Origin of the sequence: Actinoplanes sp. G11-F43 (genome assembly GCF_050589265.1) — a bacterium.
Taxonomy (GTDB): domain Bacteria; phylum Actinomycetota; class Actinomycetes; order Mycobacteriales; family Micromonosporaceae; genus Actinoplanes.
Genome location: NZ_JBNZCE010000011.1, coordinates 12,830 through 36,985, shown reverse-complemented (window position 1 = coordinate 36,985; position 24,156 = coordinate 12,830). Strand labels below are relative to the sequence as shown.

The 24,156-nt window shown below is 70.6% G+C and carries 32 protein-coding genes and 1 riboswitch; of the genes, 11 read left to right on the top strand and 21 right to left on the bottom strand.

Annotation, left to right across the window (positions count from 1 at the left end; genetic code table 11):
- Positions 1 to 136 precede the first annotated feature (136 nt).
- Positions 137 to 430 (top strand): MTH1187 family thiamine-binding protein, encoded by a 294-nt coding sequence (locus ACQ0O7_RS12510; protein ID WP_430782182.1) that lies wholly within the window; start codon positions 137 to 139, stop codon positions 428 to 430.
- Positions 427 to 1,101 (top strand): HAD family hydrolase, encoded by a 675-nt coding sequence (locus tag ACQ0O7_RS12505; RefSeq protein WP_430782181.1) that lies wholly within the window; start codon positions 427 to 429, stop codon positions 1,099 to 1,101. Before ACQ0O7_RS12510 ends, ACQ0O7_RS12505 begins: the two co-directional genes overlap by 4 nt.
- A 304-nt stretch (positions 1,102 to 1,405) precedes the next feature.
- Here the strand turns inward: ACQ0O7_RS12505 and ACQ0O7_RS12500 are convergent, their stop codons facing one another.
- The 4 genes from ACQ0O7_RS12500 to ACQ0O7_RS12485 are packed head-to-tail and all read right to left on the bottom strand — an operon-like array spanning position 1,406 to position 4,735.
- Positions 1,406 to 1,885 carry a hypothetical protein gene (locus ACQ0O7_RS12500; protein ID WP_430782180.1) on the bottom strand — a complete coding sequence of 160 codons (480 nt, stop codon included), beginning with the start codon at positions 1,883 to 1,885 and terminating at the stop codon, positions 1,406 to 1,408.
- 29 nt (positions 1,886 to 1,914) lie between these two features.
- Entirely contained in the window at positions 1,915 to 2,718 is an 804-nt protein-coding gene (locus tag ACQ0O7_RS12495) for an energy-coupling factor transporter transmembrane component T family protein (RefSeq protein WP_430782179.1), read from the bottom strand.
- Positions 2,715 to 4,145: an ABC transporter ATP-binding protein gene (locus ACQ0O7_RS12490; RefSeq protein ID WP_430782178.1), complete on the bottom strand. Its 1,431-nt coding sequence runs from the start codon at positions 4,143 to 4,145 to the stop codon at positions 2,715 to 2,717. Before ACQ0O7_RS12490 ends, ACQ0O7_RS12495 begins: the two co-directional genes overlap by 4 nt.
- Positions 4,146 to 4,147: 2 nt before the next feature.
- Positions 4,148 to 4,735 (bottom strand): ECF transporter S component, encoded by a 588-nt coding sequence (locus tag ACQ0O7_RS12485; RefSeq protein ID WP_430782177.1) that lies wholly within the window; start codon positions 4,733 to 4,735, stop codon positions 4,148 to 4,150.
- Between the two features lie 74 nt (positions 4,736 to 4,809).
- A riboswitch (TPP riboswitch) is annotated at positions 4,810 to 4,914 on the bottom strand.
- A gap of 140 nt (positions 4,915 to 5,054) precedes the next feature.
- Here ACQ0O7_RS12485 and ACQ0O7_RS12480 point away from each other — a divergent pair.
- Both ACQ0O7_RS12480 and ACQ0O7_RS12475 read left to right on the top strand, forming a co-directional pair.
- Positions 5,055 to 5,870 (top strand): alpha/beta fold hydrolase, encoded by an 816-nt coding sequence (locus ACQ0O7_RS12480; protein WP_430782243.1) that lies wholly within the window; start codon positions 5,055 to 5,057, stop codon positions 5,868 to 5,870.
- A gap of 31 nt (positions 5,871 to 5,901) precedes the next feature.
- Positions 5,902 to 6,411, top strand: a complete 510-nt coding sequence (locus ACQ0O7_RS12475) for a DUF6328 family protein (RefSeq protein ID WP_430782176.1) — start codon at positions 5,902 to 5,904, stop codon at positions 6,409 to 6,411.
- On the opposite strand, the gene ACQ0O7_RS12470 is transcribed toward ACQ0O7_RS12475, so the two are convergent.
- From ACQ0O7_RS12470 to ACQ0O7_RS12440, 7 genes are read right to left on the bottom strand one after another with little or no spacing between them, the layout of a single operon-like run.
- Positions 6,391 to 6,999, bottom strand: coding sequence for a hypothetical protein (locus tag ACQ0O7_RS12470; RefSeq protein ID WP_430782175.1), 609 nt, complete (start codon positions 6,997 to 6,999; stop codon positions 6,391 to 6,393). The two genes, ACQ0O7_RS12475 and ACQ0O7_RS12470, sit on opposite strands and share 21 nt — an antisense overlap.
- A gap of 17 nt (positions 7,000 to 7,016) precedes the next feature.
- A complete protein-coding gene (locus tag ACQ0O7_RS12465) occupies positions 7,017 to 7,418 on the bottom strand; it encodes a Fur family transcriptional regulator (protein ID WP_430782174.1) in 402 nt (133 codons plus the stop codon).
- Positions 7,415 to 7,717, bottom strand: a complete 303-nt coding sequence (locus tag ACQ0O7_RS12460) for an ArsR/SmtB family transcription factor (protein WP_093621506.1) — start codon at positions 7,715 to 7,717, stop codon at positions 7,415 to 7,417. Before ACQ0O7_RS12460 ends, ACQ0O7_RS12465 begins: the two co-directional genes overlap by 4 nt.
- A 30-nt stretch (positions 7,718 to 7,747) precedes the next feature.
- On the bottom strand, positions 7,748 to 8,614 hold the full coding sequence (locus ACQ0O7_RS12455; protein ID WP_430782173.1) for a metal ABC transporter permease: 867 nt from the start codon (positions 8,612 to 8,614) through the stop codon (positions 7,748 to 7,750).
- Positions 8,614 to 9,399 carry a metal ABC transporter ATP-binding protein gene (locus ACQ0O7_RS12450; protein ID WP_430782172.1) on the bottom strand — a complete coding sequence of 262 codons (786 nt, stop codon included), beginning with the start codon at positions 9,397 to 9,399 and terminating at the stop codon, positions 8,614 to 8,616. Before ACQ0O7_RS12450 ends, ACQ0O7_RS12455 begins: the two co-directional genes overlap by 1 nt.
- 5 nt (positions 9,400 to 9,404) lie before the next feature.
- The gene (locus ACQ0O7_RS12445; RefSeq protein WP_430782171.1) at positions 9,405 to 10,340 is read right to left on the bottom strand and encodes a metal ABC transporter substrate-binding protein; all 936 of its coding nucleotides are present in this window, start codon (positions 10,338 to 10,340) and stop codon (positions 9,405 to 9,407) included.
- A 49-nt stretch (positions 10,341 to 10,389) separates the two neighbouring features.
- Positions 10,390 to 10,641: a DUF6703 family protein gene (locus tag ACQ0O7_RS12440; RefSeq protein ID WP_430782170.1), complete on the bottom strand. Its 252-nt coding sequence runs from the start codon at positions 10,639 to 10,641 to the stop codon at positions 10,390 to 10,392.
- Positions 10,642 to 10,675: 34 nt separating this feature from the next.
- Between ACQ0O7_RS12440 and ACQ0O7_RS12435 the strand changes: the two genes are divergently transcribed.
- The 4 genes from ACQ0O7_RS12435 (at position 10,676) to ACQ0O7_RS12420 (ending at position 13,394) form a co-directional block, all read left to right on the top strand.
- Positions 10,676 to 11,017: an antibiotic biosynthesis monooxygenase family protein gene (locus tag ACQ0O7_RS12435; RefSeq protein ID WP_430782169.1), complete on the top strand. Its 342-nt coding sequence runs from the start codon at positions 10,676 to 10,678 to the stop codon at positions 11,015 to 11,017.
- A gap of 17 nt (positions 11,018 to 11,034) precedes the next feature.
- Positions 11,035 to 11,526 (top strand): hypothetical protein, encoded by a 492-nt coding sequence (locus ACQ0O7_RS12430; protein ID WP_430782168.1) that lies wholly within the window; start codon positions 11,035 to 11,037, stop codon positions 11,524 to 11,526.
- A 69-nt stretch (positions 11,527 to 11,595) separates the two neighbouring features.
- Positions 11,596 to 12,975 carry a glycine--tRNA ligase gene (locus ACQ0O7_RS12425; RefSeq protein WP_430782167.1) on the top strand — a complete coding sequence of 460 codons (1,380 nt, stop codon included), beginning with the start codon at positions 11,596 to 11,598 and terminating at the stop codon, positions 12,973 to 12,975.
- 38 nt (positions 12,976 to 13,013) lie between these two features.
- Positions 13,014 to 13,394 (top strand): hypothetical protein, encoded by a 381-nt coding sequence (locus tag ACQ0O7_RS12420; RefSeq protein ID WP_430782166.1) that lies wholly within the window; start codon positions 13,014 to 13,016, stop codon positions 13,392 to 13,394.
- A gap of 22 nt (positions 13,395 to 13,416) precedes the next feature.
- Here ACQ0O7_RS12420 and ACQ0O7_RS12415 read toward each other — a convergent pair whose 3' ends face one another.
- Positions 13,417 to 13,905, bottom strand: a complete 489-nt coding sequence (locus ACQ0O7_RS12415) for an XdhC family protein (protein WP_430782165.1) — start codon at positions 13,903 to 13,905, stop codon at positions 13,417 to 13,419.
- A gap of 140 nt (positions 13,906 to 14,045) precedes the next feature.
- On the opposite strand from ACQ0O7_RS12415, the gene ACQ0O7_RS12410 reads away from it, so the two are divergent.
- Both ACQ0O7_RS12410 and dusB read left to right on the top strand, forming a co-directional pair.
- A complete protein-coding gene (locus ACQ0O7_RS12410; RefSeq protein ID WP_430782164.1) occupies positions 14,046 to 14,438 on the top strand; it encodes a hypothetical protein in 393 nt (130 codons plus the stop codon).
- Positions 14,439 to 14,500: 62 nt separating this feature from the next.
- Positions 14,501 to 15,619: a tRNA dihydrouridine synthase DusB gene (gene dusB / locus ACQ0O7_RS12405; RefSeq protein WP_430782242.1), complete on the top strand. Its 1,119-nt coding sequence runs from the start codon at positions 14,501 to 14,503 to the stop codon at positions 15,617 to 15,619.
- Between the two features lie 57 nt (positions 15,620 to 15,676).
- On the opposite strand, the gene ACQ0O7_RS12400 is transcribed toward dusB, so the two are convergent.
- Both ACQ0O7_RS12400 and ACQ0O7_RS12395 read right to left on the bottom strand, forming a co-directional pair.
- Complete coding sequence (locus tag ACQ0O7_RS12400) at positions 15,677 to 16,735, bottom strand: hypothetical protein (protein WP_430782163.1); 1,059 nt, start codon at positions 16,733 to 16,735, stop codon at positions 15,677 to 15,679.
- Positions 16,732 to 17,808, bottom strand: a complete 1,077-nt coding sequence (locus ACQ0O7_RS12395) for an SPFH domain-containing protein (protein WP_430782162.1) — start codon at positions 17,806 to 17,808, stop codon at positions 16,732 to 16,734. Before ACQ0O7_RS12395 ends, ACQ0O7_RS12400 begins: the two co-directional genes overlap by 4 nt.
- Positions 17,809 to 17,910: 102 nt before the next feature.
- On the opposite strand from ACQ0O7_RS12395, the gene ACQ0O7_RS12390 reads away from it, so the two are divergent.
- On the top strand, positions 17,911 to 18,798 hold the full coding sequence (locus tag ACQ0O7_RS12390; RefSeq protein WP_430782161.1) for a hypothetical protein: 888 nt from the start codon (positions 17,911 to 17,913) through the stop codon (positions 18,796 to 18,798).
- Here ACQ0O7_RS12390 and ACQ0O7_RS12385 read toward each other — a convergent pair.
- From ACQ0O7_RS12385 to ACQ0O7_RS12355, 7 genes are all read right to left on the bottom strand, one after another.
- The gene (locus tag ACQ0O7_RS12385) at positions 18,795 to 19,889 is read right to left on the bottom strand and encodes an MFS transporter (protein ID WP_430782160.1); all 1,095 of its coding nucleotides are present in this window, start codon (positions 19,887 to 19,889) and stop codon (positions 18,795 to 18,797) included. The genes ACQ0O7_RS12390 and ACQ0O7_RS12385 overlap by 4 nt on opposite strands.
- Before the next feature lie 54 nt (positions 19,890 to 19,943).
- Positions 19,944 to 21,023: a DUF2786 domain-containing protein gene (locus ACQ0O7_RS12380; RefSeq protein WP_430782159.1), complete on the bottom strand. Its 1,080-nt coding sequence runs from the start codon at positions 21,021 to 21,023 to the stop codon at positions 19,944 to 19,946.
- Positions 21,024 to 21,148: 125 nt separating this feature from the next.
- Positions 21,149 to 21,520, bottom strand: coding sequence for a hypothetical protein (locus ACQ0O7_RS12375; protein WP_430782158.1), 372 nt, complete (start codon positions 21,518 to 21,520; stop codon positions 21,149 to 21,151).
- Between the two features lie 53 nt (positions 21,521 to 21,573).
- On the bottom strand, positions 21,574 to 22,062 hold the full coding sequence (locus tag ACQ0O7_RS12370; RefSeq protein WP_430782157.1) for a roadblock/LC7 domain-containing protein: 489 nt from the start codon (positions 22,060 to 22,062) through the stop codon (positions 21,574 to 21,576).
- Between the two features lie 38 nt (positions 22,063 to 22,100).
- A complete protein-coding gene (locus ACQ0O7_RS12365; protein WP_430782156.1) occupies positions 22,101 to 23,126 on the bottom strand; it encodes a DUF4388 domain-containing protein in 1,026 nt (341 codons plus the stop codon).
- Positions 23,127 to 23,149: 23 nt separating this feature from the next.
- Positions 23,150 to 23,533 (bottom strand): hypothetical protein, encoded by a 384-nt coding sequence (locus ACQ0O7_RS12360; RefSeq protein ID WP_430782155.1) that lies wholly within the window; start codon positions 23,531 to 23,533, stop codon positions 23,150 to 23,152.
- Between the two features lie 99 nt (positions 23,534 to 23,632).
- Positions 23,633 to 24,139, bottom strand: coding sequence for a DUF4388 domain-containing protein (locus tag ACQ0O7_RS12355; RefSeq protein ID WP_430782154.1), 507 nt, complete (start codon positions 24,137 to 24,139; stop codon positions 23,633 to 23,635).
- Positions 24,140 to 24,156: the final 17 nt, after the last annotated feature.

The window sequence follows — 24,156 nt, the reverse complement described above, 5'->3', positions numbered from 1 at the left end:
ACCGTCCTCCCCAGACTGATTATTCTAGTCTCGTACTAACTCGTCTTGAATAAACTGGTCTCGAACCAAGTTGCTGGGTACAGGCTAGTCCCGTGCATTGATCGACTCAAGGGTGATCGGCTGGGAGGATGGGGGGATGCTTGTTGCCTTTTCCGTCACTCCGATCGGGGTCGGGGACTCCGTGGGGGACGCCGTCGCCGAGGCGGTTCGTGTGGTTCGGGGGTCGGGGCTGCCGAACCGGACCGATGCCATGTTCACCACCGTCGAGGGCGAATGGGACGAGGTGATGGCCGTGGTCAAGCAGGCCGTCGACGCCGTCGCCCGGGTCGCCCCGCGGGTCAGCCTGTCGCTCAAGGCGGACATCCGGCCGGGTGTCACCGGCGCGCTGACCGCCAAGGTCGAGTTCATCGAGCGGAAGCTGGCCGAATGAGGCGCCTGGTGATGTGGGACATCGACTACACCCTGCTGCGCGGTGGTGGGGTCGCGGCCAAGGCGTGGAAGGCGGCGTTCACCGAGGTGACCGGGGTGGCCTGGCGGGACACGCCGATCTTCGGTGGGCGGACCGACACGGACATCTGCGCCGAGGTCTTCGCCACGCACGGGGTGACCGGATGCACGCACGAGCGGTTCTTCGCCCGCTACATCGAGCTGGTGTCCGAGATCCGGCACGAGTTCGCCGTCCAGGGCACGCTGATGCCGGGGGTGCGGGCGGTGCTGGACCGGCTGGGTGACGATCCGAACGTGGTGCAGACCCTGGTCACCGGGAACGTTCCGGAGGTGGCCGGGTTCAAGGTGGCGGCGTTCGGGCTGGCCGGGTCGTTCGACGCCGAGGTCGGTGGCTACGGGACCGATGATCATGTACGCGCCACGCTGGTCCGCCGGTCGCTGGAGCGGGCCGGGGCGAAGTACGGCGAACCGTTCCATCCGGTGGTCATCGGCGACACCGTGCACGACGTGACGGCGGCTCTGGCGAACGGCGCGGTGGCGATCGGGGTGGCCACCGGCGCCACTCCGGCGGCGGAGCTGACCGCGGCCGGCGCCCACGTGGTGCTGCCCGACCTCTCCGACCTGAACGCCGCGGTCCGCGCCCTGGCCGGCTGAACCGGGCCGCCCGGCGCCGCGGTCCGAACCGTGGGTCGGCACGGTGCGTCTGGTGTGCCGACTTGCGGTGTGGTCCGGACCGCGGGTCGGCACGGTGCGTCTGGTGTGCCGACTTGCGGCCTGGTCCGAGCCGCGGGTCGGCACGGTGCACCTCGTGTGCCGACTTGCGGTGTGGTCCGGACCGCGGGTCGGCACGGTGCACCTCGTGTGCCGACTTGCGGCGCGGATCGGACCGCAAGTCGGCACGTGTCGGAGGCCGCCGCCAGGTCGGTCCCGAACGAGTGGGTCGAAAAGGAGGAAGCGGTCAGGCGGGGTCGGGTAGGTAGAGGGCCAGCTTCTGCTTGATCAGGGAGCTGTAGGCGTAGCCGAAGATGCCCACCTCGCGGAACCGGTGGGACACCCCGGCGGACAGGTCGACCAGGGCCGGCTGGGCCAGCACCTCGAAGCCGCCGTGGTTGAGCTGGAGTGGGCTCAGGGTCAGCCCGACCGCGTCCGGGGTGGTGACCTCGGCGATCAGGGCGGGCAGCACGATCAGGCTGGACTGGCCGCCACCCTGCTGTGCCTGCCGGGCTGCGCAGAGGGCGACCGCGTCGGCGGCGAAGTCGGCGAGCACGTTCTGGTCGACGGTGCCGGCCTTGGCCGCGACCAGGAAGATGTGCCGCCGGGTGAGAGCTTTCACCTGGGTCTTGTATCCGACCAGGCCGAGATGTTCGTCGGCCAGCTGGCATCCGTCGGCGGCGAGGCGTTCCGCCAGGCCCTTCACATAGAGTTCCGCGTCGATCACGGTGGCTGATCGTAATTGAAAATATTCGATCAGCCTACGATTGGTTTGAAGAAGCCCAGGACGACCGCCGCGGCGATGATCGCGGAGGCCGCCAGGAAAGCGCTTACCAGCAGAAACGTGTCTTGGATGGTGAAGTGCTGGCGGCGGGCGTGGGTGCGCGGCAGGCCCGAGTCGAAGCCGCGGGCGTCCATCGCGACGGCCAGCCGGACACCGCGGCGCAGGGCGCCGACCAGGAGGGCGAACGCGGTCGACGTGAAGAGCCGCAACTTGGCGACCGGGTTGCGGCCGGCGTCCACCCCGCGGGCCCGGCGGGCCAGGCTGAGGGTGCGCCACTCCTGGCCCAGCAGCGGGACCAGGCGGAACGCGGCCAGCGCGCCGATCGCGAAGCGGGCCGGGGCCTTGGCGTTCTGGACCAGGGCGTCGGCCAGGTCGGTCGGGTCGGTGGTGGCGAAGACGACGATGCCGGGCAGGGCGATCGCGAAGACCCGCAGGATCAGGGCGCCGGCGGTGGCCAGCACCCCGGTGGTCACGTCCACCGGGCCGAGGGCGACGAGCAGGTCGCCACCGCGTTCGGCGGCGAACAGCACCATCGTGACCAGGATGCCGGCCGCGCTGAGCAGCAGTGGGGTGGCCCGCCGGAGCAGCACCCCGGGGCGGACGCCGAAGAACGGCAGCACCAGCAGCTCGACGAGCAGGGCGGCAGCCGGGGTGAACGGGTCCACGGTGGAGATCAGCGGCAGGGTGAACAGCAGCGCGGCACCGGCTTTGGCGACCGGGTTGCGGCGGGCCAGGGGCGCGGTGCCGTCGGCGAGCGGTGCGAGGTCGAGGGTCACGACGGGTGCCTGCGGGGGAGTGGGCCGGGCGCGGGTTCGCCCAGTGGGACGGTCCGGTCGGCGAGGGTGTGGACGAACATCTCGTCGTGGGTGACCGCGACGATGCCGTGCCCGTCGTCGCGGAGGCCGGCCAGCAGGTCGGCGAGTTCCCGCCAGGTGCGGCGGTCCTGGCCGAAGGTGGGCTCGTCGAGCACCAGCAGCCGCGGTGCGGTGGCCAGGGCGGTGGCGACGCTGAGCCGCCGGGCCTCCCCGCCGGAGAGGGTGTACGGGTTGGCCTCGGCCAGCCGGTCCAGGCGCAGACGCTGGAGCAGGCCGTCGACGATCCGGCCGGCCTCGGCGGGGGAGTGGCCGAGCCGCCGTGGGCCGAGGGCGAGTTCGTCGGCGACGCGGGCGGTGACGAACTGGTGTTCCGGGTTCTGGAAGACCGAGCCGATCCGGCCGGCCAGAGTCGCGGCCCGCCAGCGATGCGGTGGCCGCTTGTCGCCGAACGCCGAGATCCGGCCGCCGCTGGGGGCGAGCAGCCCGCCGAGCAGCAGGGCCAGGGTGGACTTGCCGGCGCCGTTCGGGCCGGTGACGGCCACGATCTCACCGGCTGAGGCGTGCAACGAAACGGGAGCGAGGCGCCCGGTGACGGTGGCGTGCTCCGCGCGTACCAAATCGGCGGTAGCAGTTGATCTTGTGGTTAAGGAGGGAAAGGTGAAACCCGGCACCCAGACGCCCTCCTCGGCCAGCTTGTCGCCGTAGGCAGCGAAGATCATCTCGGGTTCGCCGTCGGCCCGCACCCCACCGCCCGGCTCCAGCACCACCACCCGGTCGACGAGCGGCAGCGCCTCCGCCACCCGGTGCTCCACGATGATCAGGGTGGTCTCCGGCCCGGTGGCCCGCGCGACCGCGTCACGGATCAGCGCGGCACCCGGCGGGTCCAGATTGGCGGTCGGCTCGTCCAGCAGCAGCAGGCCGGGACGCAGAGCGAGGACGCCGGCGAGGGCCAGGCGCTGCGCTTCGCCGCCGGAGAGCGCGGCCGTCGGGCGATTGATGGGGTACGGGAAACCCACGCGATCCAGCACATCGGAGACCCGCGGCCAGATGTCGCCGGCCGGAATCCCCCGGTTCTCCAGGCCGAACGCCACATCGTCACCGCTGCGGGCCATCACCAGCTGGGTCTGCGGATCCTGGAAGACGATGCCGACCTGCTCCCGGGCCTTCCGCGGATCCAGCCCGTCGATCTCGATGGTGCCCTCGGACTCGCCGGAATCCTCCGGCAACAGCCCGGCCAGCGCACCGAGCAGGGTGCTCTTGCCGGCCCCGGAGGGACCCAGCAGGAGCACCCGCTCGCCGTGCCGGACATCCAGGTCCAGCCCGCGGACCGCCCAGGCGCGGCGCCCGGCATGCCGCCACCCGAAACCGCGAAGCCGAACGTCACTCATCGCTAGATGGTCGCCCGCTCACGGCCGGCGCCGAACCGGTCCAGCACACCGGTCGGGACCAGCGCCCGGACCAGTGCCCACGAACCGAGCCCGGCCAGGATCGTGCCGCTGACCACGGTGAGCGCCGCGTACGGCACCCGGTACGACCACAGTGCGGCCTCCGAGTTCCACACGAAGAAGTCGTAGATCGACGCGCTCAGCCCGGTCAGCGCCCCGGCCAGCAGCGCCGGCACCAGGCTGAACGAGCGGTAGCGCAGAGCCGCGAAGGCCAGCTCCGCGCCCAGGCCCTGGACCAGGCCCTGCGGGATGACGGTGGCGCCCCACGCGTTGCCGAGCAGTGCCGACACGATGGCCGCCACCAGTTCGGTGTAGAGGGCGGCGCCCGGCTTACGGACGATCAGGCCGCCGAGGACGGCCGGGATCAGCCAGACGCCGTACAGGATGGTCTGTGACGGCGGGAAGAAGGCGAACGCCCCCTCGGTGACCGACCAGACCGTGTTCCAGGCCCAGAAGATCACGCCGAACGCCACGGCGATGACGGAGGCGACCACGATGTCTATCGTGCGCCAGCGGTTGGGATTGTCTGTCATGAAACGCCTCCCAGCGGGTACCGGGAGGAGACGCACGCCGTGGCCCCCGGGCGACGGTGCCCGGGACACGACGCGGCTGGAGAGGACCGAACTTCCTGCGCTGGCATTACCCAGATCAGGTACGAGGGTCTGCGGAATCACCCGCACTCTCAGCGCTGTGCGCTCCCCTGTCGGATCGAAGTGTTTTCGCGACCTACCTCGACCCGCGCATCGCTCGCGCGAGTGCACTAGGTCTCCGCCGTCGCGAAAATACTTCGGTGCATGTGCTTCGATGACCGTAACACCAGGTAGGCGTACTGGAACAGGAGGGGACCACGTGATCGAGGTCAAAGCTCGCGGGCTGACATTCGACGTCCATGAGGGCGGTCCGGTGGACGGTGAACCGGTGCTGTTGCTGCACGGCTTCCCGCAGGACTCCCGGGAGTTCGACCTGATGGCGCCCCGGCTGCACGCCGCCGGGCTGCGGACCTACGCGCTCGATCAGCGCGGCTGCTCACCGGGGGCGCGGCCGGGCGAGGCCGCGGCGTACACGATGGGCTCGGTGACCGCCGACGCGGTGGCCGTCCTGGACGCGCTCGGGGTGGAGCGGGCGCACGTCGTCGGCCACGACTGGGGCGCGCAGGTGGGCTGGCAGCTGGCCGCCCGGCACCCGGAGCGGGTCCGGACGCTGACCGCGATCTCGGTGCCGCACCCGCGGGCGCTGGCCCTGGCGATCCGGCTGCGGCCCAGTCAGAGCGCCCGGCTGGCGTACTTCCGGGTGTTCCGTTCCCCGATCGCCGAGCGGCTGCTGCTGGCCCGGCACGGGATGGTGCTGAAGGCGATGCTGCGGCCGATCGGGATGCGCGCCGAACAGTACGTGGCGGCGATGCGCGAACCGGGCCGGCTCACCGCCGGGCTGAACTGGTACCGGGCGTTCAACGGCGACGACGTGGCCGACCTGGGCGAGGTGCCGGTGCCGACCACCTATGTGTGGAGCGACCAGGACGGGGTGGTCGGCCGGACCGCGGCGCTGCGCACCCGGGACTGGGTGCGCGGCGACTATCAGCTGGTGGTGATGCGCGGGGTCAGCCATTGGGTGCCGGAACAGGCGCCGCGTGAGCTGGCCGACGCCGTCCTGGCACGGATCGGCGTTTGACCATGGTTCGATGTGGGGAATTCGGCGCGTCATGGCGGTCGATACCCACACCCCCCGAGAGACCGAGAAGCAGCGATGGGACCGCAACTTCGCGGACCTGCTGCAGGAGCTGCGCGTCGCACAGACCGGCGTGCAGATCCTCTTCGCGTTCCTGTTGACCCTGCCGTTCAGCAGCGGCTTCCCCAACGTGACGAACTTCCAGAAGGACGTCTACATCGTGGCGCTGGTCAGCGCGGCGTTCGCCACCGCGCTGATCATCTCCCCGGTGGCGTTCCACCGCGCGCTGTTCCGGCAGGGCCGTAAACCCGAGCTGGTCAAGTACGCGCACAAGATGGCCACCGGCGGCCTGGCCTGCATGCTGGTCGCGATGGTCAGCAGCGTCCTGCTGATCACCGACTACCTGCTGGACTGGAAGTGGGCGATCCCGCTGACCGTGGTCACCGGCGCCTGGTTCCTCACCTACTGGGCCATCCTGCCGTTCGCGCACCGCGAGTGGGGCGACGACGACGCCGACGACGACTCAGCGGCCGCGGTGTCGTAACCCGAGCCGGCGCAGCTCCAGGTCGGCCAGGGCGGTGACCGCCGCCGGGTCGCCGGAGCGCCAGCTCTGCGCGATGTCCGGGCCCAGCCTCGCCAGTTCGGTCAGCGGCTGCGAGGCCAGGGCCCGCAACGCCAGCAGGTCCTGCCCGGCCGGCTGGTTCCGGACCGCCGCGGCCACCCCGGCCCGGCGGATCCAGCGCAGGCGCAACGGCAGCCACACGAAGAGCACCAGGGCCAGCGGTACGGACAACGCGATCGCCGGCAGGATCAGCGCCAGCTGGGCCACGAACTCCTGCTGATCCTGGCCGGCCTCGGCGATCGACCGGGCCGCGTCGGCGGCATTGGTGAACGGGCTGGTCAGCTCGTCACCGACGATCGGGACCCGGCCCACCTTGCCGCCCGCGTCGGCCAGGTTGTCGGCGATGCCGCTGCCGGCGCTCTCCAGTTTCTGCCCGGGTACGGCGAGTTGCTGCACCGTGTCGTGGATCCCGATCGCCACCCGGATCCACACGTAGACCCAGATGACCACGAAGATGTCGGTGAGGAGCTGGCGCAGGGCGACGGGAACCCGGTCGGCGTAGAGCTTCACACCCCGAAGCGTCGCACTCAGCGCTTCGCGGCGCACTCCGGGCAGGTCCCGAAGATCTCCATGGTGTGCGAGATGTCGACGAAGCCGTGCTGACCGGCCACCTTGTCGGCCCACGACTCCACCGCCGGGCCGGCCACCTCCACGGTCCGGCCGCACGACCGGCACACCAGGTGGTGATGGTGGCCCTGGCTGCACCGGCGGTAGAGGTGCTCCCCGCCGGGCGGGCGCATCACGTCGATCTCGCCCGCGTCGGCCAGCCCCTGCAGCGTCCGGTAGACGGTGGTCAGGCCGACCCGCTCGCCCCGCTCCCGCAGCATCGCGTGCAGGTCCTGGGCGCTGTGGAAACCCTCGGTCTCGGCGAGCACGGCACTGACCGCGCTGCGCTGCTTGGTGTTGCGGATCGTGGTATCGGAGTTCACTGTCGGCTCTCCCTGGCGTGGCTCACGGCGTCGGCGACGATGTGGGCGACGTGTTCGTCCACCAGGGAGTATGCGATCTCCCGGCCCCGGCGGACACCCCGCACCACGCCGGCTCCGCGCAGCACCCGCAGGTGCTGGGAGACCAAGGGCTGTGGGGCGCCGAGTTTCTCCACGAGATCGTGCACACAGCGCTCGCCGACACCGAGCTCGACCACGATGGCCACACGGATCGGCGCGGAGAGCGCGCGCAGCAGCGCCCCCGCCGATTCGTACGCTTCGTAGCCGGTGGTCGTCGTCATCGTTGCGACCACCGTACAGCCATCCGGATGTCAGACATGCAGCACGACATCCGGCGGTTCCGAGGTCACCGGGGCGTCCGCGCGCCGCTGCCGCAGCCGCCGCAGCGCGGACCCGCCGACCGCGGTGGCCACGAAGACGGCCAGCGCCAGCAGCACCGTGGTCGCGCCGGGCGCGGTGTCCGCCTCGGCCGACAGCAGCACCCCGCCCCCGGCGGCGCCCACCCCGATCAGCATCCCCAGCGTCATCGTGCTCCGGAACCCGCGGGTCACCTGCTGCGCCGCGGCGATCGGCACCACCATCAGGGCCGACACCAGCAACAGCCCGACGGTACGCATGGCGATGGTCACCGTCAGCGCGGTGGTCACCGCCAGCAGGATGTTCAGGGTCCGTACCGGCAGGCCGCTGACCTTCGCGTACTCCTCGTCGTTGCAGAGCGCGAACAGCGCCGGCCGGAACACCAGCATCGCGGTCACCACCAGCGCGCCCAGCCCGCCGATCACCCACAGGTCCTGCGCCGAGGTGGTCAGCAGCGAACCGAACAGGTACTGCATCAGGCTGGTGCTGCTGTCGTCGGAGAGGCCCACCAGCAGCACCCCGCCGGCGATGCCGCCGTAGAAGAGCAGGGCCAGGGCCAGATCCCCGGAGGTACGGCCACGCTCCCGGATCAGCTCCACGCCGACCGCGCCCACGATGCTCACCAGCACCGCGGTCAGCACCGGGGAGGTGCCGGTGAGCAGGCCGACCCCGACGCCGGTGAGGGCCACGTGCCCGATCCCGTCACCGATCAGCGACAGCCGCCGCTGCACCAGGTAGACGCCGAGCGCGGGCGCGGCCAGCCCGATGATCAGCGCGGCGATCAGCGCGCGCTGCATGAAGGGGAGTGCGAGAAGTTCCATCAGTACGCCTTCGTCCCCTCGGTCGGCGCCCACTCGCAGATCGCCGGCTTGGCCTCGTCGGCGTGCGGGTGCAGGTGCTCGTGATCCGGCTCGGCGTGGTGCCCGGCCGGCTCCGGCGGGACCCCCTCGTGCACGATCCGCCCGTCGTGCACGACCACGGCCCGCCCGATCAGCGGCCGCAGTGGGCCCAGCTCGTGCAGGATCAGCAGGATCGTGCCGCCGCCCGCGGCGAACCGGGTCAGCGCCCCGGCGAACGCCTCCTGGCTGGCCGCGTCCACCCCGGCGTTCGGCTCGTCCAGTACCAGCAGGTCCGGCTTGCCGGCCAGCGCGCGGGCGATCAGGGTGCGCTGCTGCTGCCCGCCGGAGAGGGTGGCCACCGGGTCGTCGATCCGGTCCAGCAGGCCGACCGCGGTCAGGGCGTCCCGGACCGCGGCCCGATCGGCCTTCGCCGGAAGCCGGAGGACACCGCGCCGGGCCAGGCGACCCGACGCGACGACCTCACCGACGGTGGCCGGCACCCCACTGCCGGCACCGAGCCGCTGGGGTACGTACCCGATCCGCTCCCACTGCCGGAAACGCCGGCGCGGGGTCCCGAACAGGGCGATCTCACCGCGCAGGGTGGGGACGAGGCCGAGGATCGTACGGATGAGGGTGGATTTGCCGGAACCGTTGGCGCCGAGGACCGCGACCACGTCGCCTGCGGTGACCCTCAGTGACACGTCCCGCAGGATCTCGCGGCCGTCGTAACCGGCGGCGAGATGTTCGACCTCGACGACAACACTCATGGTGGTTACCTACACTCCAGACCCAGCTTCAGTGCGGTCAGGTTGGCACGCATCACCGAGAAATAATCCGCCGACGGGTCGGTCAGCCCCTCCAGGGGGTCGAGAACCGCGGTCTCGGCACCCACCTCCTGCGCGATCGTCTCGGCGACCTTGGGGCTGACCAGGGTCTCGAAGAAGATCGTGGTGGTGCCGTGCTCCTTGGCCTCGGCGGCGACCGCGGCCAGGCGCTGCGGCGACGGCTCGGTCTCCGGGTCGATGCCGGTGATGCCGATCTGGGCCAGCTCGTACCGGTTCGCCAGGTAGCCGAACGCGGTGTGGCTGGTCACCAGCTCCCGGCGGGTGCAGTCGGCCAGCCCGGTCTTGAACTCGCCGTCCAGGGTGGTCAGCTCGGTGCGCAGGGCGGCGGCGCGGGCGGTGAAGTCGGCCGCGTGGTCCGGGTCGGCCTGGCCGAGACGCTCGGCCAGCTTGTCGCCGATGGTGGCCAGCCGCTCCGGGTCCAGCCAGACGTGCGGGTCGTTCGGGCCGTGCTCGCCGGCGTGCTCCTCCTCCGCCCCGTGCTCCTCCTCGGCGTGGTCGTCGGCCTCGGCCGCCGGGATCATCTCGACGACTCCGGACGCGTCGAAGGCCCGGTCCGCACCGTTCTGCTCGACCGCGTCGTCCACGGCCGGCTGGAAGCCGCCCAGGTAGACGATCAGGCCCGCGCCGGCCACCTCGCCGACCTGGCTGGCGGTCAGCTCGACGTCGTGCGGCTCGGCGCCCGGCTTGGTGAGGGTGGAGACGCGGACCGCCTCGCCGCCGATCCGCTCGCTGACGAACTGGAGGGGGTAGAACGCGGTGACGACGTTCAGCTTGCCGTCGTCCCCGTTGGCCGAGTCACCACAACCCGCGAGGGCGGTGGTCAGCAGCAGGGCGGCGGCGGGAAGGGCGAGGCGGCGCATCATGCCAGCAACTGTCGTCGATAATGACAATGATTGTCAAAGCCGCATGAATTCACAACGCCTTCGACACCGCGGCCACCACCAGCATGGTGAGCAGCACCAGACGGACCGCCCGGGTGATCGGCGGCTGCACCGGCCAAGTCGTGAAGGTGAGCGTGCCGAGCGCTCCGGCCAGCACGAACAACAGCAGCGCGCCGACGATCCCGGGCAAGAACAGGCCGGCCAGCAGCAGCACCAGCGCCACCACGAACGCGGTGGTGGGATTCACACGCGACAGCCGGCGCAGAAAGGGCGGTGGGGTCACTGAGGCTCCTGTCGCGTATGCGTAGGCTCGACACATGCTGGTGCTCAACCGCTTCTCGGTCCCGCCGGAGACGCAGGACGGCTTCCGTGAGCAGGCGCACGCCGCGCTCGCCGCGCTGGCCGCCACCTCCGGCTACCGCTCCGGCCGGCTCACCCGCGCCCTGGAGGACCCGGCCGGCTGGACCCTCGTCACCGAGTGGGAGTCCGTCGGAGCCTACCGGCGCGCGCTCGGCGCCTTCGACGTGAAGGTGCACGCCACCCCGCTGCTCGCGCTCTCCCTGGACGAGCCGTCCGCCTTCGAGACCCTGGCGTCCGCCGAGCCCGGCGGCGAAGTGGTGGTCACCGGCAGCGACCGGGCGGCCGAACCCTGGCGCTGAACACTAGGCTTAGGAACATGAGTCTTCCTCCGCCCCCACCGCCGCCGGGCCCGGGTGTGCACCCGCCGTTCCCGGCGCCACCGGTCGAGGGGCGCGGCAAGCGGCTCGGCACCACGATCGGCGTCGTCGCCGGCATCGTGGTGCTGGTCTGCGGCGCCGGCACCATCGCCGGCGGTGGATTCCTCACCGCCTTCAGCCGGTCCCTCGACGAGCAGGCCGGCGTGGTGGTCAGCCGCTACCTCAGCGACCTCCAGGCCCGCGACTTCGACGGCGCCTACCGCCAGCTGTGCGAGAGCGCCCGGCTCGACGAGACCCAGGCCGACTTCGCCGAGCGGATGGAGGAGACCGAGCCCATCACGTCGTACCAGGTGGGTGAGTTGACCCTCGGGGTGTCGATCTCGGTGCCGGTCGAGCTCGTCTATGCCGACGGCGAGCGGGACCGGGTCGCCGCCGACCTCACCCAGAACACGTCGACGGGCAAATTCGAGGTGTGCGGACTCGGCGAGTAATCTCGTCGTTCGTCCTGATAAACAACTGATTTCCCCGCCGACACCCAGCCGGCGCAGGAGGAGATTCACATGCCTGCCGACCGTATCGACAGCGTCGTCAGCCTGGCCAAACGCCGCGGCTTCGTCTTCCCCTCCAGCGAGATCTACGGAGGCACCCGCTCGGCCTGGGACTACGGTCCGCTCGGTGTGGAGCTGAAGGAGAACGTCCGCCGGCAGTGGTGGCGCACCATGGTCCAGCAGCGCGACGACATCGTCGGCCTGGACTCGGCCGTCATCCTGTCCCGCGACGTGTGGGCCGCCTCCGGCCACCTGGACGCCTTCGTCGACCCGCTGACCGAGTGCCAGTCCTGCCACAAGCGGTTCCGGGCCGACCACCTGGAGGAGGCGTACGAGGCGAAGCACGGCAAGCTCCCCGAGTCGCTCCAGGAGCTGAACTGCCCGAACTGCGGCAACAAGGGCACCTTCACCGAGCCGAAGATGTTCAACGGCCTGATGAAGACCTACCTCGGCCCCACCGAGAGCGCCGACGGCCTGCACTACCTGCGCCCGGAGACCGCCCAGGGCATCTTCGTCAACTACAACAACGTGGCCACCGCGGCCCGCAAGAAGCCGCCGTTCGGCATCGCCCAGGTCGGCAAGAGCTTCCGCAACGAGATCACCCCCGGCAACTTCATCTTCCGGACCCGCGAGTTCGAGCAGATGGAGATGGAGTTCTTCGTCCCGCCGGGCAGTGATGAGGAATGGCACGAGTACTGGCTGCAGGAGCGCTGGAACTGGTACCGCGACCTCGGCCTCTCCGAGAACAACATGCGCTTCTACGAGCACGCCAAGGAGAAGCTCTCGCACTACTCGAAGCGGACCGTCGACATCGAGTACCGCTTCCAGTTCGGCGGCACCGAATTCGCCGAGCTCGAGGGCATCGCCAACCGCACCGACTTCGACCTGTCGACGCACTCCAAGCACTCCGGCGTCGACCTGTCCTTCTTCGACCAGGAGAAGGGCGAGCGCTGGGTGCCGTACGTGATCGAGCCGGCCGCCGGTCTCACCCGCGCCGTGCTGGCCTTCCTGCTGGAGGCCTACGACGAGGACGAGGCGCCCAACACCAAGGGCGGCGTCGACAAGCGCACCGTGATGCGGTTCGACCCGCGCCTGGCCCCGGTCAAGGTGGCCGTGCTGCCGCTGTCGCGTAACCCGGAGCTGTCGCCCAAGGCCAAGGAGCTGTCGGCGAACCTGCGCAAGCGCTGGGTGGTCGAGTTCGACGACTCGCAGGCCATCGGCCGCCGGTACCGTCGCCAGGACGAGATCGGCACCCCGTTCTGCGTCACCGTCGACTTCGACACCCTCACCGACAACGCGGTGACGGTGCGCGACCGCGACACCATGAAGCAGGAGCGGGTCTCCCTCGACCAGATCGAGGACTACCTGATCAAGCGCCTGCCCGGCTGCTGACGGTTTTCGATCGATCGATGCGGGGCATGGTCACGGCCATGCCCCGTTTCGATGTGCGGCCCAGCAGGCCGTACGCCGTCCTCATGGCCGTCGGCGCCCTGGCGATCCTGATCTTCGGCACCGTGACCATGATGACCGACGGCGGTTTCGAATGGCCCTTCCTGATGTTCGCCGGCGCCGGTCTGTTCATCGTCGTCGCCGTGCTGACGCGGGCCTTCGGCCGTGGCGGGAGCGGCGCGGCCGAGCGGCGCGAGAGAGTGTTCGCGGTGGCCGGGGCGATCGGCGGCGTCGGCATCCTGATCTTCGGCGGGTTCATGCTGGCCGACACGGAATCCCCGCTCACCATCGCCGGCTTCAGCATCGCCGGCCTGGCGATCATCGCCGTCAACCTGTGGTCGGCGTTCAACCGTCGCGACTGAGGCGTCGTCACCCGCCGAAACCTCAGAAGCCGAACCCGCCGGGCCGGTCGTTGCGGTCGGCGATCAGCCCGGCGAGCGTGGCCAGGGCGATCTCCGCGGGGGTACGGGATCCGATGTTCAGCCCGACCGGCCGGTGCACCCGGGCGATCTCCTCGTCCGGCACCTCCAGCGCGCGCAGCGCCGCCACGTGCGGGCCCTCGGCGCGCGGATTGCCCAGGATGCCGATCCAGCGTGACCCGCCGGCCAGCGCCTCCTTGAGGATCGCCCCGATCTCGGCCTCGGGCCGGTGGTGGTCGGTGAGCAGGATGTCGGTGTGCTCGTCCGGCCGGGCCGCCACCAGATCCCCGACGAAGGTGTCGCCGTGCGGTCGCGGAGTCCCGCCCAGCCGACTCGGATCCGGCTCCACCAGGGTGGTCTGAAACCCCAACTCGGTCCCGAACCGGAACAACATCTCGGCCACCGGCGTCGCGAAAACGGCGATCAGCCGCCGCGGGCTCCCCTGCTCAGTCACGTTCCCGACTCTGCCAGAACTTCGCGAGAAATGCACACGACCAGGTGACTGGTACGAACTTGCGCAGAGCCTATAGTTGGAGCCTGCAAAAGCTCAATGCCGGCCGGCCGAGCGACTACCCTTCATCGCACGGAGGCACGATGGCCACCCTGGAAGAGCGCGTCACCCGACTGGAGAAGCGCATGGACGAAGAAGCAAGGCTCCGCGCCATGGTGGACCGGGATCTGGCCGACTTCGGCGAGAAACTGCGGGTCCAGACCGGGCTCCTGCGGGCTCTCGCGACGACTCAGTCGGAGCACACCGCAACGCTGAACCAGCACACCGAGACCCTCAACCAGCACACCGAGATCCTCGACCAGCACACCGCACTGTTCGAGAAGGTGCTGGCGACCCTCGACCGGCACACCGCGATGCACAAGGAGCACGGCGTGGTGCTGGCCACTCTCACCCTTGAGAAGCACAGCTCCACGGAGCGGGACGAGCAGATCATCGGTCTGCTCCACACGCTCATCGATCGTGAGGGCGCTCGGTAGAGCGGGCGATTCGTGGTCGCCGGGCGGGGCGTGTCACGCTTAGGGGTGTGACTGCACCGCTCATGCTCGGCGACCACGCCGTACGACCGCCCGTTGTTCTCGCTCCGATGGCGGGGATCACCAACGTGGCCTTTCGGCGGCTCTGCCGGGAGCAGGGCGGTGGTGTGTACGTCTGCGAGATGATCACCACCCGGGCGCTGGTGGAGCGGATTCCGAAGACGCTGAAGATGATCGCGTTCGCGGAGGACGAGGGGTTCCGCAGCCTGCAGCTCTACGGGGTGGACCCGGAGGTGACAGCGGCCGCCGTCCGGATGGTCGGCGAGGACGACCTGGCCGATCACATCGATCTGAACTTCGGGTGCCCGGTGCCGAAGGTGACGCGGCGCGGTGGGGGGTCGGCCCTGCCGTGGCGGCGCCGGCTGTTCGGGCGGATCGTGAGCCAGGCGGTGGCGGCGGCGAAACCGTTCGGCATCCCGGTCACGATCAAGATGCGCAAGGGCATCGACGACGACCACCTGACGTACGTGGAAGCGGGTCTCGCCGCCCAGGAGGCGGGGGTGGCCGCCGTGGCGTTGCACGCGCGGACCGCCGAGCAGCGCTATTCGGGCAAGGCCGACTGGGACGCGATCGCCACCCTGAAGCAGGCGCTGGACGTCCCGGTGCTGGGCAACGGTGACATCTGGGAGGGCTCGGACGCCCTGCGGATGGTCGAGCACACCGGTTGTGACGGCGTGGTGGTGGGCCGGGGCTGTCTGGGCCGTCCGTGGCTGTTCGCCGATCTGGAGGCCGCGTTCACGCAGGGTTCGGCCTACCAGCCGGTGCTGCCGACGCTGGGTGAGGTCAGCAAGATCCTGGCCCGGCACGCGCAGTTGCTGGTGGAGGCCCTGGAGGACGAGAAGCACGGCTGTGCCGACTTCCGCAAGCACGTCGCGTGGTACCTGAAGGGTTTCCCGGTCGGCGGTGACCTGCGCCGCAGCCTGGCGATGATCTCGTCGCTGGCCGAGCTGGACGATCTGCTGGCCAAGCTGGACCCGTCGATCCCGTTCCCGGCGGACGCGCTGGGGCAGCCGCGTGGCCGGGTGAACGCCCCGGGCAAGGTGACGCTGCCGCACGGCTGGCTGGACAGCCGGGACGACGACACCGTGCCCGAGGGCGCCGAGACCGACGAGTCGGGCGGCTGAGAGGTCAGTTAGGGTGCCGATCTGTGGCTCGAATCGAGCCACAGATCGGCACACGAACTAGCGGTTCATCTGGTAGGCGACGATCGCCGCCGCGACGGCCAGCAGGGCGAGGAACACCGCGAAGGCGATCTTCACCGCGCTGTACGGCCGTTCGCCGGCCACCGAGCCGGTACGCCCGTTCACCACCACGTTGAACGTCCGCCCGGCGTGCAGGTAGGCCATGATCCAGATCGGCAGCAGCATCAGCTTGAACGTGACATCGTGGTACGAGGTGGAGACCGAGTGGACCCGCTGCTCGTCGCCGCCGATGTCGTGACGGCAGTCGCGTTCGATCACCGGCGCCATCCGGGCCTTGGCGTGTTCCATGCCGGTCTCGGGTTCGACCTCGTAGCGCAGGGTCTCGTGCCCGGCCAGGAACTCCGGCCGGTACGGCTGCGCCTCCAGCAGCGGCCACGGCTCCAGTTTGTGCAGGTGGTCGGGCATCACCCGAGCGGTGCCGACGATCAGCACGTCGTCGAAGAACCGGGACACCCGGCCGCTCGCCGGGTACCAGCGCGTCTTGCGTACCTGCCGGGTCCGGGTCTCGCCGTTCTCCTGATACGTCTCGGTCACCCAGTAGTGCTCGCCGCGCTGACCGGTGTAGTGCGAGACCGTTCCGGCGTCGTACGTCCAGTGCGGCAGGTAGGAGCTGTGCGCCGATTCGGCCTCGGTGACCTTCTTCAGACTGTTCGGCGCGAACCAGCGCGACGACGCCCACTGCCGGAGCGCTTCCCGCAGGGCCGGCCGGTCGACGGCGAACGGCAGCACCGCCTCCGGGATCACCTGGTCGCCGGAGCTGACGTCGGCGACCAGTGGCGCGGAGCAGAACCCGCACCGATCCGAGATCTTGTCACTCTGGGTGATCGCGCCGCAGCCCTGGCAGGTGAACGTGTGCGGGGCCAGGGTGGCGATCGGTTTGCGCGGCAGCCGGACGAACGGCTCGAACGCGTGCTCGCGGACCGCCCGTTCGGGGGCGGCGATCGCCGTCTCGGCACCGCAGTAGGGGCATTTGAGGACTGTCGTGCCGGGGGCGAACTCGACGTTGGCTCCGCACGAGGAGCAGGGGTACTGCGTCACTGCGGCGGCAGGGGTGGCGGAACCGACGCGAACACGCTGCTCAGCTCGGTGACCTGGCCGGCCGGGGTCCAGGCGGCCATGCCGGCCCGCCAGACCAGGGTGTTGCGGTCCAGGCTGCCGGAGGTGGCGTGCGAGGTCAGGGTGGCCACGTCGAACGGCCCCTGCTGCTGACCGCCGATGGCGGCGAACCAGTCGCCGGCCGGCAGCGGCGGCGGGACGGCGGCGGCCGGCTGGTTGAGCGACTGGGCGGCCCGCTGGCCGGCGGCCATGCCGAGGCCGAGGCCGATGGCGTCGCCGGTGCCCCCGGTGGCGTTGCCGATGGCTTCGGCGGTCTGGAACCTGGTGTACGCGTCCAGGTTGCCGACCACCCCCATCGAGGTGCGTTTGTCCAGGGCCTTCTCCACCTCGGGCGGCACCGAGATGTTCTCGATGACGAACTTGGGGATGGCGATACCGCTGGACGCCAGCTCGACGGTCAGCACCTCGGACAGGGTCTTGCCGATGGACAGCTGCTTGGAGGCCAGATCGAGCATCGGCACGTTCGCGGTGGCGAGAGCGCTGCCCAGGTGGCTGACCACCAGCTGCCGCAGGAAGTCGTGCACTTCGGCGGTCCGGAACTGCGGGTCGGTGCCGACCAGTTCGCTGAGCAGCCGGCCCGGGTCGGAGACCTTCATCGCGAAGCTGCCGAACGCCCGCAGCCGGACCGCCCCGAACTCCGGGTCACGGACCATCACCGGGTTCTGCGTGCCCCACTTCATGTCGGTGAACAGCCGGGTGTTGACGAAATACACCTCGGCCTTCCACGGCGAGTCGAAGCCGTGCCGCCAGTTCTTCAGGGTCGTCATGATCGGCATGTTCTGCGTGGTCAGCGTGTGGGTGCCGGGTGCGAACCAGTCGGCCACCCGCCCCTCGTTGACGAACACGGCGGTCTGCGACTCACGCACGACGAGCTTGGCGCCCATCTTGATCTCGTTCTGGTAGCGCGGGAACCGCCAGACGATGGTGTCCCGGCTGTCATCGAGCCATTCGATGATGTCGACCAGCTCACCCTTGAGTTTGTCCCAGAGGCTCATGCCGGCTCCTCACGTAGATCATCGGTGCGTGTCCGACCGTACCAATCGGCCTCCAGACCGATGCCCACCAGGTAAAAGCGGGCACCGCATAGGATCACGCGAATGCTGGATCGCCTGAAGAAGCTCTTCTCACCCGACAAGCCCCCGCCGGCCCCACCGGTCCGGGATCCCCGGGCGGACGGTCGATGGGACGTGATGGCGGCGGAGGAGCAGGGCGAACCGTTGTTGCGGCAGCGGTTGGCGGAGGGCGATGCCCGGCCCTGGGGGTTGTTGACCTCCCTGCTCGGCTACTACGGCCGAGCCGGTGAGCTGGCCGAGCTGCGGCGGCATCTGGCCGCCACCGCCCCGCGGAGCCAGCTGACGCACCTCGCCCACGAGGCCTACGGGCTGACCGAGGAGAGCAGGCTGGAGGCCGCCTGCTTCCAGGAGGCTCTGGTCACCCGGTTCCCGGGCGACCCGGAGGAGCTGGAGCGCTGCGCCTCGGTGCTGGCCGACGTCGGGCGGTTCGACGAGGCGATGACCCACTTCCGGGAGGCGATCCGGATCGGTAACCCCAAGCCCTACTTCTATCGATGGCCGAACTCGACGATCAAGAGCCTGACCTCGCACAGCCGCTACGACGACGCCGAGGAACTGCTGCGAGCCTACCCGGACGAAGCCTACGCGCTCTCGCCACTGGCCCTGATGTTGCAGGTCAGGGGGCGAACCGCCGAGGCTGAGGAACTGCTTCGGGAACGTATCCGGGATGACCCCGCCCGGTACCCGGTGACGAGACAGGAGATCCTGCGGCTGACGCTGTCCATCCTCCTGGAACGGGACGGGCGGGCGGACGAGGCCGCCGTGATCCGTCCCGCTCACGGCGGGTTCTACGAGCGGGGCCGGAAGATGCGGGAGAACTTCTGGCGTGACCCGGCAACCACCCCGGAACAGGATCGCCACCAGGCGATCTGGTCGGTCATCGACGACTGGAGCAGGGGGATGGCGGTCTAGCGGCCCGCTCGACGTCGCGGGGTGAGCAGGGCGGTGCCCAACAGCGGGACCGCCGCCGCCACGAACAGTGCCGGCATCGCCAGGGGCAGGGCGAACGCGGCGTACAACAGCACCGCGAACACCTCGGCGCCGAACCCGGCCACCGACAGGGCGGTCGCCCGCGCCGGGCCGGTGATCGCATCCTGCAGACGCGTCTCGGCGTGCACCATCGCGAACTGGAGCAGGCCGAACGCCGCCGACACCACCATCATGCCGGCCGGGTGCGGCACCAGCGCGCCACCCGCGGTCAGCGCCGCGGCCAGGGTCAGCGCCACCGCCAGCGGACGTGGCGAGACCGGGGAGAACCGGCCGGCCAGCGCACTCCCGGCGGCCATCGCCAGGGCGGTCACCGCGAACAGCAGCGGCACCGCCGGGGTGCTCACGCCCATCTGCCGGGCCAGCAGGGGAAGGTACTCGTCGAGGGCGCTGAACCCGGGCACCGCCATCGCCACCAGCAGCATCCGGCGACTGCCCGCCGCCGCCCGAAGCCCGGCCCGGAGCATGCGGGGATAACTGTCACCGGCCTCACCCGTACCGGCAAGCGGTTGATCGGGCAGGCGGAGCGCGAGCAGGCCGCCCGCGGTGACCGTCGCGACGCTGACCGCCCCGACCAGCAGGTAACCGCCGGTCAGATAGGCGGGGGTGGCCAGCAGGGTGGCCGCGAGCATGGCCAGCAGGCCCACCGTTCGGGCCCGGCCGATGAGCCGGTTGTAGGCGGTCCCGTCACCGAGACGGTCGTAGACCAGCGCCTCCAGCGAGCCGGACGCGAACGCGCCACCCAGACCCCACAGGACGAAACCCGCGAGAAAGCCGCCGAACGACGGCCAGAGCAGCCACAGCCCGTAACCGGCGGCGGTGACGACCTGCCCGAGCGCGTAGAGCCGCTTACGGGACCACACGTCGGCGAGCGCGCCACTGGGCACCTCGGCGACGAACGAGACCACCGACCAGACGGCGAACAGCGACGAGATCTCGCCGGTGGTGAGCCCGGCGTCGGCGAACAGCAGCGCGTAGACCGGGTAGAGGAGCACGCTCTCCTGGAGCGCGTGCACCGCATAGAGGTGTCAGCGTCAAATCGGGTGCATGCCCCCAGTCTGCACCCCCGGTCAACGCAATTGCGCCTCGTCGGCGGCGGCCCGCCCGGACTCCCAGCCCTCCAGGCTGTCCACCCGGCTGCCGCGCACCCGGACCGTCCGCGGGAACGCCTTGTCCAGGGCCTTCACCACCTGGGTCTCGCGGCTGCGCAGCACCGGCAGCAGATCACCGTGCCCGCTCATCTCCTGCTCGACCACCTGCCGCAGCCGCTCACCGATCCGGATCCCGTAGGAGACCAGGAACGACCGGCGAAAAGCCTTCAACCGCGCCTTTCGTACGTTCTTCTCGTCCCGCACCATCGCCCGGTTCGCCTGCACCAGCAACGACGTATACAGCAGCTCGACCGCGTCGATGTCGGCGTCGAACCCGAAGACCGTGCTGAACCCCAGCTCCTGCGACCACACCGTGCGGCACGTGTTGGCCTGCGCCACCGCGTCCAGCAGGCCGGCCTTCTCACTCTCGTACGGGTGGTCCACCCCGATCCGCCGCGCGAACGGGGTCATGTCCACGTCCGGCGCGGTGATCTCCTCGATCCGGTACCGGGCGATCAGCTCCTGCGCCTTCGCGCTGTACGTCTCCGCCTCGGCCGGGAACTCGGTGCCCTCCGCCTTGGCCAGCAGCGCCCGCACCCGGTTCAGGATCCGCTCGTCCGCATGATGCGGCACCTTCTTCAACGGGGTGCCCGGCGGCGGGATCAGAATCTCGATCGCCGGCAGCCGCCGCATCTCGGCCAGCAACCCCAGCGAGGCGTCCAGCACGGCGATCCGGTCCGGCTTACGGCCTTCCCCCGCGGTACGCAGTGACTCGGCCTGCGTCCGCCACCGCTCGTCGACGGGTGACCGCCCCCGCAGATAGTCCCCGGCCGCGTCAGCGACCAGGCGCGCCTGGATCGGGTTGCCCCGCCGGGCGACCGCCCGGTGCAACTCGACCGGCTGCCAGCCGTTGCCGAAGAGCCGCTCGAACTCGCTCCCCAGCACCCCGCTCAACGCCGAGTCCACCTCGGCGGAGGCCGTGCCGGTCAGGATGTCCAGTGCGTCCTCGTGGTCGAGGGAACCGGACCGCACCCTGTCGATGATGTCCCGGGCGCTCATGAACAGAGATGGTAGTTCCCGAGGTCACGGCCCCTGCAACAGGACCTCTGGCTTTAGATCCGCCGACTCGGGGCGGGGAGGGCGGTGCGGGCCCTCCCCGCCAGGGGTGGCGATCACGCCAGTACCTAGACGTCGAGGTCGTTCTCGATGCGGCGGAGCTGGTGCCGGGCCATCGCCAGGTTCGCGCGGTCGCGGCGCAGTGCCACGTACAGGAACAGGCCCTTGCCGGAACGGCTGGTCAGCGGCCTGATCATGTGGTACTGGGTGTCCAGGGTGATCAGGATGTCCTCGATCTTCTCGGACAGGTTGAGCATCTCCATCGCGCGCAGCTTGGCCCGGACCACGTCGGTGTTGCCGGCCGCCGCGACCGTCAGGTCCAGCTCCTTGCCGCCGCCGAGGGTGCCGAGGGCCATGCCGCTGGTGTGGTCCACCAGGGCGACGCCGATGCAGCCGTCGATCTCCATGATCTCTTTGAGTGCGGTGTCCATATCGGGCATGGGAATCGTTCCTCCGTTGTGATGGGTGGGATGGAAAGTCAGCCGATGGCGGATCAGCCGGTCGCCTGCCGGCGGCGGACCACGTTCGGCAGGGTGGCCATCGGGGTCCGCCGGGCCAGCGGAGTCGACGGTCCGGTCTGTGTGGGGATCTCCGGGCGCATCTGGGGCGCGGTCTCCAGGGCGAGGATCCGGACCAGCCGGCGTACGCACCGGCGGGCCTCGAGATGGACCATGGCCAGGTTGGCGTCACCCGAGGTCACCACGGTGAGCAGCGCGTTCGGCCCCGCCGTGTAGGACGTGATGTAGCCCCCGTCGCATTCGACCACCGATTCCCGCAGGTCGCCGTGGTTGACGGCGTGCGCGAACCGGCGCGCCAGGGCCAGGTGGGCCGCGGCCAGCGCGGCCAGGGTGTCCGGCTCGATGCCGTGCGAGTCGTGCGCGACGACCAGCCCGTCGGCGGTGGCGAGGACGCTGCCGGCCAGCTCCGGCACCCTGCTGCGCAGGCGACCGAGTTCCTCGAGTACCGCCGGATCCACCGTCACTTCTCCTCGCTCCTTCTAACTGGTCGGGGGTGCGCGCGTCACCGCAGAGCCCTCAATGCGGTGCGTATGCGCTTGAGCAGGACCTCGTCGGTGCCCTGATGCACCTGCGGGCTCTCGCCCGCCATCTCTTTCGGCAGCTTCGCGCCGGGTTTCCGGCGGGCCAGCCGCGGCCGGTTGCTCCCGGCGTTGTGGTCCGCGCCCGGCGTGGGCGGTGGGTCACCGCCGGGCGGGGGGATCCGGGCCGCCGGTTCCGGAGCGGACACCACCGGCGGTACGCCCACCACCGGGCTGACCGGGGCGGGCGCCGGGGCGGGCCGTGCGACCGGCGCCGCACTGCCCCGGGGCAGTGGCAGCCGGACGAACTCGTGCGGGTCCACGGCCCGGATCTCGGGCTGTTCGATCAACCCGGCCGCGGCCATCCGGCGTAGTTCCTGGATGATCGCGTACCCGGCCCGGCCGAGCAGCTGGGCCAGGTCGGCGGGGGTGCGCTGGCCGTCCGCGTGGACCAGCAGCTCCCACTGGGGTGCGGTGATGGTGACCCGCTCCCGGGGCGGCCGGGCCACCGGGATGACCGGCGACACGTCGATCAGCGGGTTGGGGAAGATCTCGTCGAGCAGGTGGACCCGCCGGCGTACCTCCCGGTCGACGGCGGCGGCGTCGATGTGCACCACCTGGCCCAGCCAGTGGGTGGCCCCGGCCCGGAACTCGGCCGGCGCGGACGACTCGGCCAGCACGAAGTACGCCGCGTCATAGGTGGAACCGAGCACACACAGTTCGAGTTCACCCTGGGTGAGGTGGCCCTGTTCGACCAGGAGCCGGCCGACCCGGGCGGTCGAGCCGCCGATGTCGAGCGCCTGCTGCCAGGTACGCCCGGCCAGCCGCCCGGACGACGTGAGCAGTTCGCCCACCCCGGGCGCGGCCGGTGACTCGGCGTACATGACCCGGCCCTCGACGACGTAGACCGCACCGCCGGGATGGCCACCGACCATCAGCGCTCCGGTCTGCCGCGCACCGGAGGCCTGCAGGAGCAGGTCTCCGGGCGCTGCGGTCGTCGTCGGGGCCACCGAAAGCTCCTTCGTGGTCACGGTCACCTCTGCGCGACCAGTTCGTCGGCCAGGCGCTGCATCTTGCGGCGGGCCACGGCGAGGTTGCCGCGAACCCGGTCCAGCCACACGTAGAGCACCAGGCGGCTGTCGAACTCGGTCTGGACCAGCCGCAGGAGGTGGTAACCCCCGGCGGTCGTGATGATCAGGTCTTCGAGCAGGTCGTGCGGTATCGCCGAGACGAACAGCGAACGGCTGGTCGCGGCCTGGACCACCTCGGCCGTACCGGCGGCCGTGGCCTCGTGGTCGGAGTTGGGTGCGGCTCCGGTCGTGGCGACCGGAAAGCCCGTGGTGTAGTCGACGATGCTGGCCCCGACCGCGCCGGGGATCGTCATGGCCTCCTGTAGACAGTGATCGACGCCGGGCACTTCACTCCTCAGCGTTTCGGTACCGGTCGGACGCTTCCCGTCCGCCACCGTGGGCCATCCTCCGGTGACCGTGCGGCTACAAGTCGCACGTGGTGTGCGTCATGGTCGAGTGGCCGTAACCCGTCCCCGGGGTCGCCGTGGACCGGGCACGGCACGCAGCCGCGCGGCGGTCAGATGACCCAGCGCGCCGAATTCCACGCCGCCCACCTCACCGAGCCAGTGCCGCTCCCCGGGTGCGAACCGGGCCGGCGCGTCGGCCTGTTGCAGAAGCACATGGGTGGCGTCCACGATGACCGCCATCACCCGCAGGGCCAGCTCGTTGCGGCCCAGCCGGCCGTCCCGCAGCAGCACCCGGCCGACCCGGTGGCTGCCGCGACCCTCCGCGTACACGGCCCGCCACGTCTGCGGGGCGAGCCGGCCCGAGGAGACCAGGCGCTCACCGAGCCCGGGACAGGCGGGCGATTCGGCGTACGCGATGCGGCCGGCGATCAGATACAGCACCCCGCCCGGGGTGCCACCGACGTGCAGCGCGCCGGTCCGACCCGACTCGCCCAGTTCGGTGAGCAGGCGCCGCATCGAAGCGGTCGCCGGTGAACCAGGAATCACGGATCGTCATCCTGGGA

Bases quoted from the DNA above. Each gene is read 5' to 3' on its own strand.
- ACQ0O7_RS12485 (WP_430782177.1), bottom strand. From the start codon at position 4,735: ATGACAGACAATCCCAACCGCTGGCGCACGATAGACATCGTGGTCGCC.
- ACQ0O7_RS12420 (WP_430782166.1), top strand. From the start codon at position 13,014: ATGCCCCGTTTCGATGTGCGGCCCAGCAGGCCGTACGCCGTCCTCATG.
- ACQ0O7_RS12510 (WP_430782182.1), top strand. From the start codon at position 137: ATGCTTGTTGCCTTTTCCGTCACTCCGATCGGGGTCGGGGACTCCGTG.
- ACQ0O7_RS12455 (WP_430782173.1), bottom strand. From the start codon at position 8,614: ATGGAACTTCTCGCACTCCCCTTCATGCAGCGCGCGCTGATCGCCGCG.
- ACQ0O7_RS12380 (WP_430782159.1), bottom strand. From the start codon at position 21,023: ATGAGCGCCCGGGACATCATCGACAGGGTGCGGTCCGGTTCCCTCGAC.
- ACQ0O7_RS12425 (WP_430782167.1), top strand. From the start codon at position 11,596: ATGCCTGCCGACCGTATCGACAGCGTCGTCAGCCTGGCCAAACGCCGC.
- ACQ0O7_RS12430 (WP_430782168.1), top strand. From the start codon at position 11,035: ATGAGTCTTCCTCCGCCCCCACCGCCGCCGGGCCCGGGTGTGCACCCG.
- ACQ0O7_RS12410 (WP_430782164.1), top strand. From the start codon at position 14,046: ATGGCCACCCTGGAAGAGCGCGTCACCCGACTGGAGAAGCGCATGGAC.
- ACQ0O7_RS12490 (WP_430782178.1), bottom strand. From the start codon at position 4,145: ATGAGTGACGTTCGGCTTCGCGGTTTCGGGTGGCGGCATGCCGGGCGC.
- ACQ0O7_RS12450 (WP_430782172.1), bottom strand. From the start codon at position 9,399: ATGAGTGTTGTCGTCGAGGTCGAACATCTCGCCGCCGGTTACGACGGC.
- ACQ0O7_RS12390 (WP_430782161.1), top strand. From the start codon at position 17,911: ATGCTGGATCGCCTGAAGAAGCTCTTCTCACCCGACAAGCCCCCGCCG.
- ACQ0O7_RS12375 (WP_430782158.1), bottom strand. From the start codon at position 21,520: ATGCCCGATATGGACACCGCACTCAAAGAGATCATGGAGATCGACGGC.
- ACQ0O7_RS12460 (WP_093621506.1), bottom strand. From the start codon at position 7,717: ATGACGACGACCACCGGCTACGAAGCGTACGAATCGGCGGGGGCGCTG.
- ACQ0O7_RS12475 (WP_430782176.1), top strand. From the start codon at position 5,902: ATGGCGGTCGATACCCACACCCCCCGAGAGACCGAGAAGCAGCGATGG.
- dusB (WP_430782242.1), top strand. From the start codon at position 14,501: ATGCTCGGCGACCACGCCGTACGACCGCCCGTTGTTCTCGCTCCGATG.
- ACQ0O7_RS12445 (WP_430782171.1), bottom strand. From the start codon at position 10,340: ATGATGCGCCGCCTCGCCCTTCCCGCCGCCGCCCTGCTGCTGACCACC.
- ACQ0O7_RS12505 (WP_430782181.1), top strand. From the start codon at position 427: ATGAGGCGCCTGGTGATGTGGGACATCGACTACACCCTGCTGCGCGGT.
- ACQ0O7_RS12435 (WP_430782169.1), top strand. From the start codon at position 10,676: ATGCTGGTGCTCAACCGCTTCTCGGTCCCGCCGGAGACGCAGGACGGC.
- ACQ0O7_RS12395 (WP_430782162.1), bottom strand. From the start codon at position 17,808: ATGAGCCTCTGGGACAAACTCAAGGGTGAGCTGGTCGACATCATCGAA.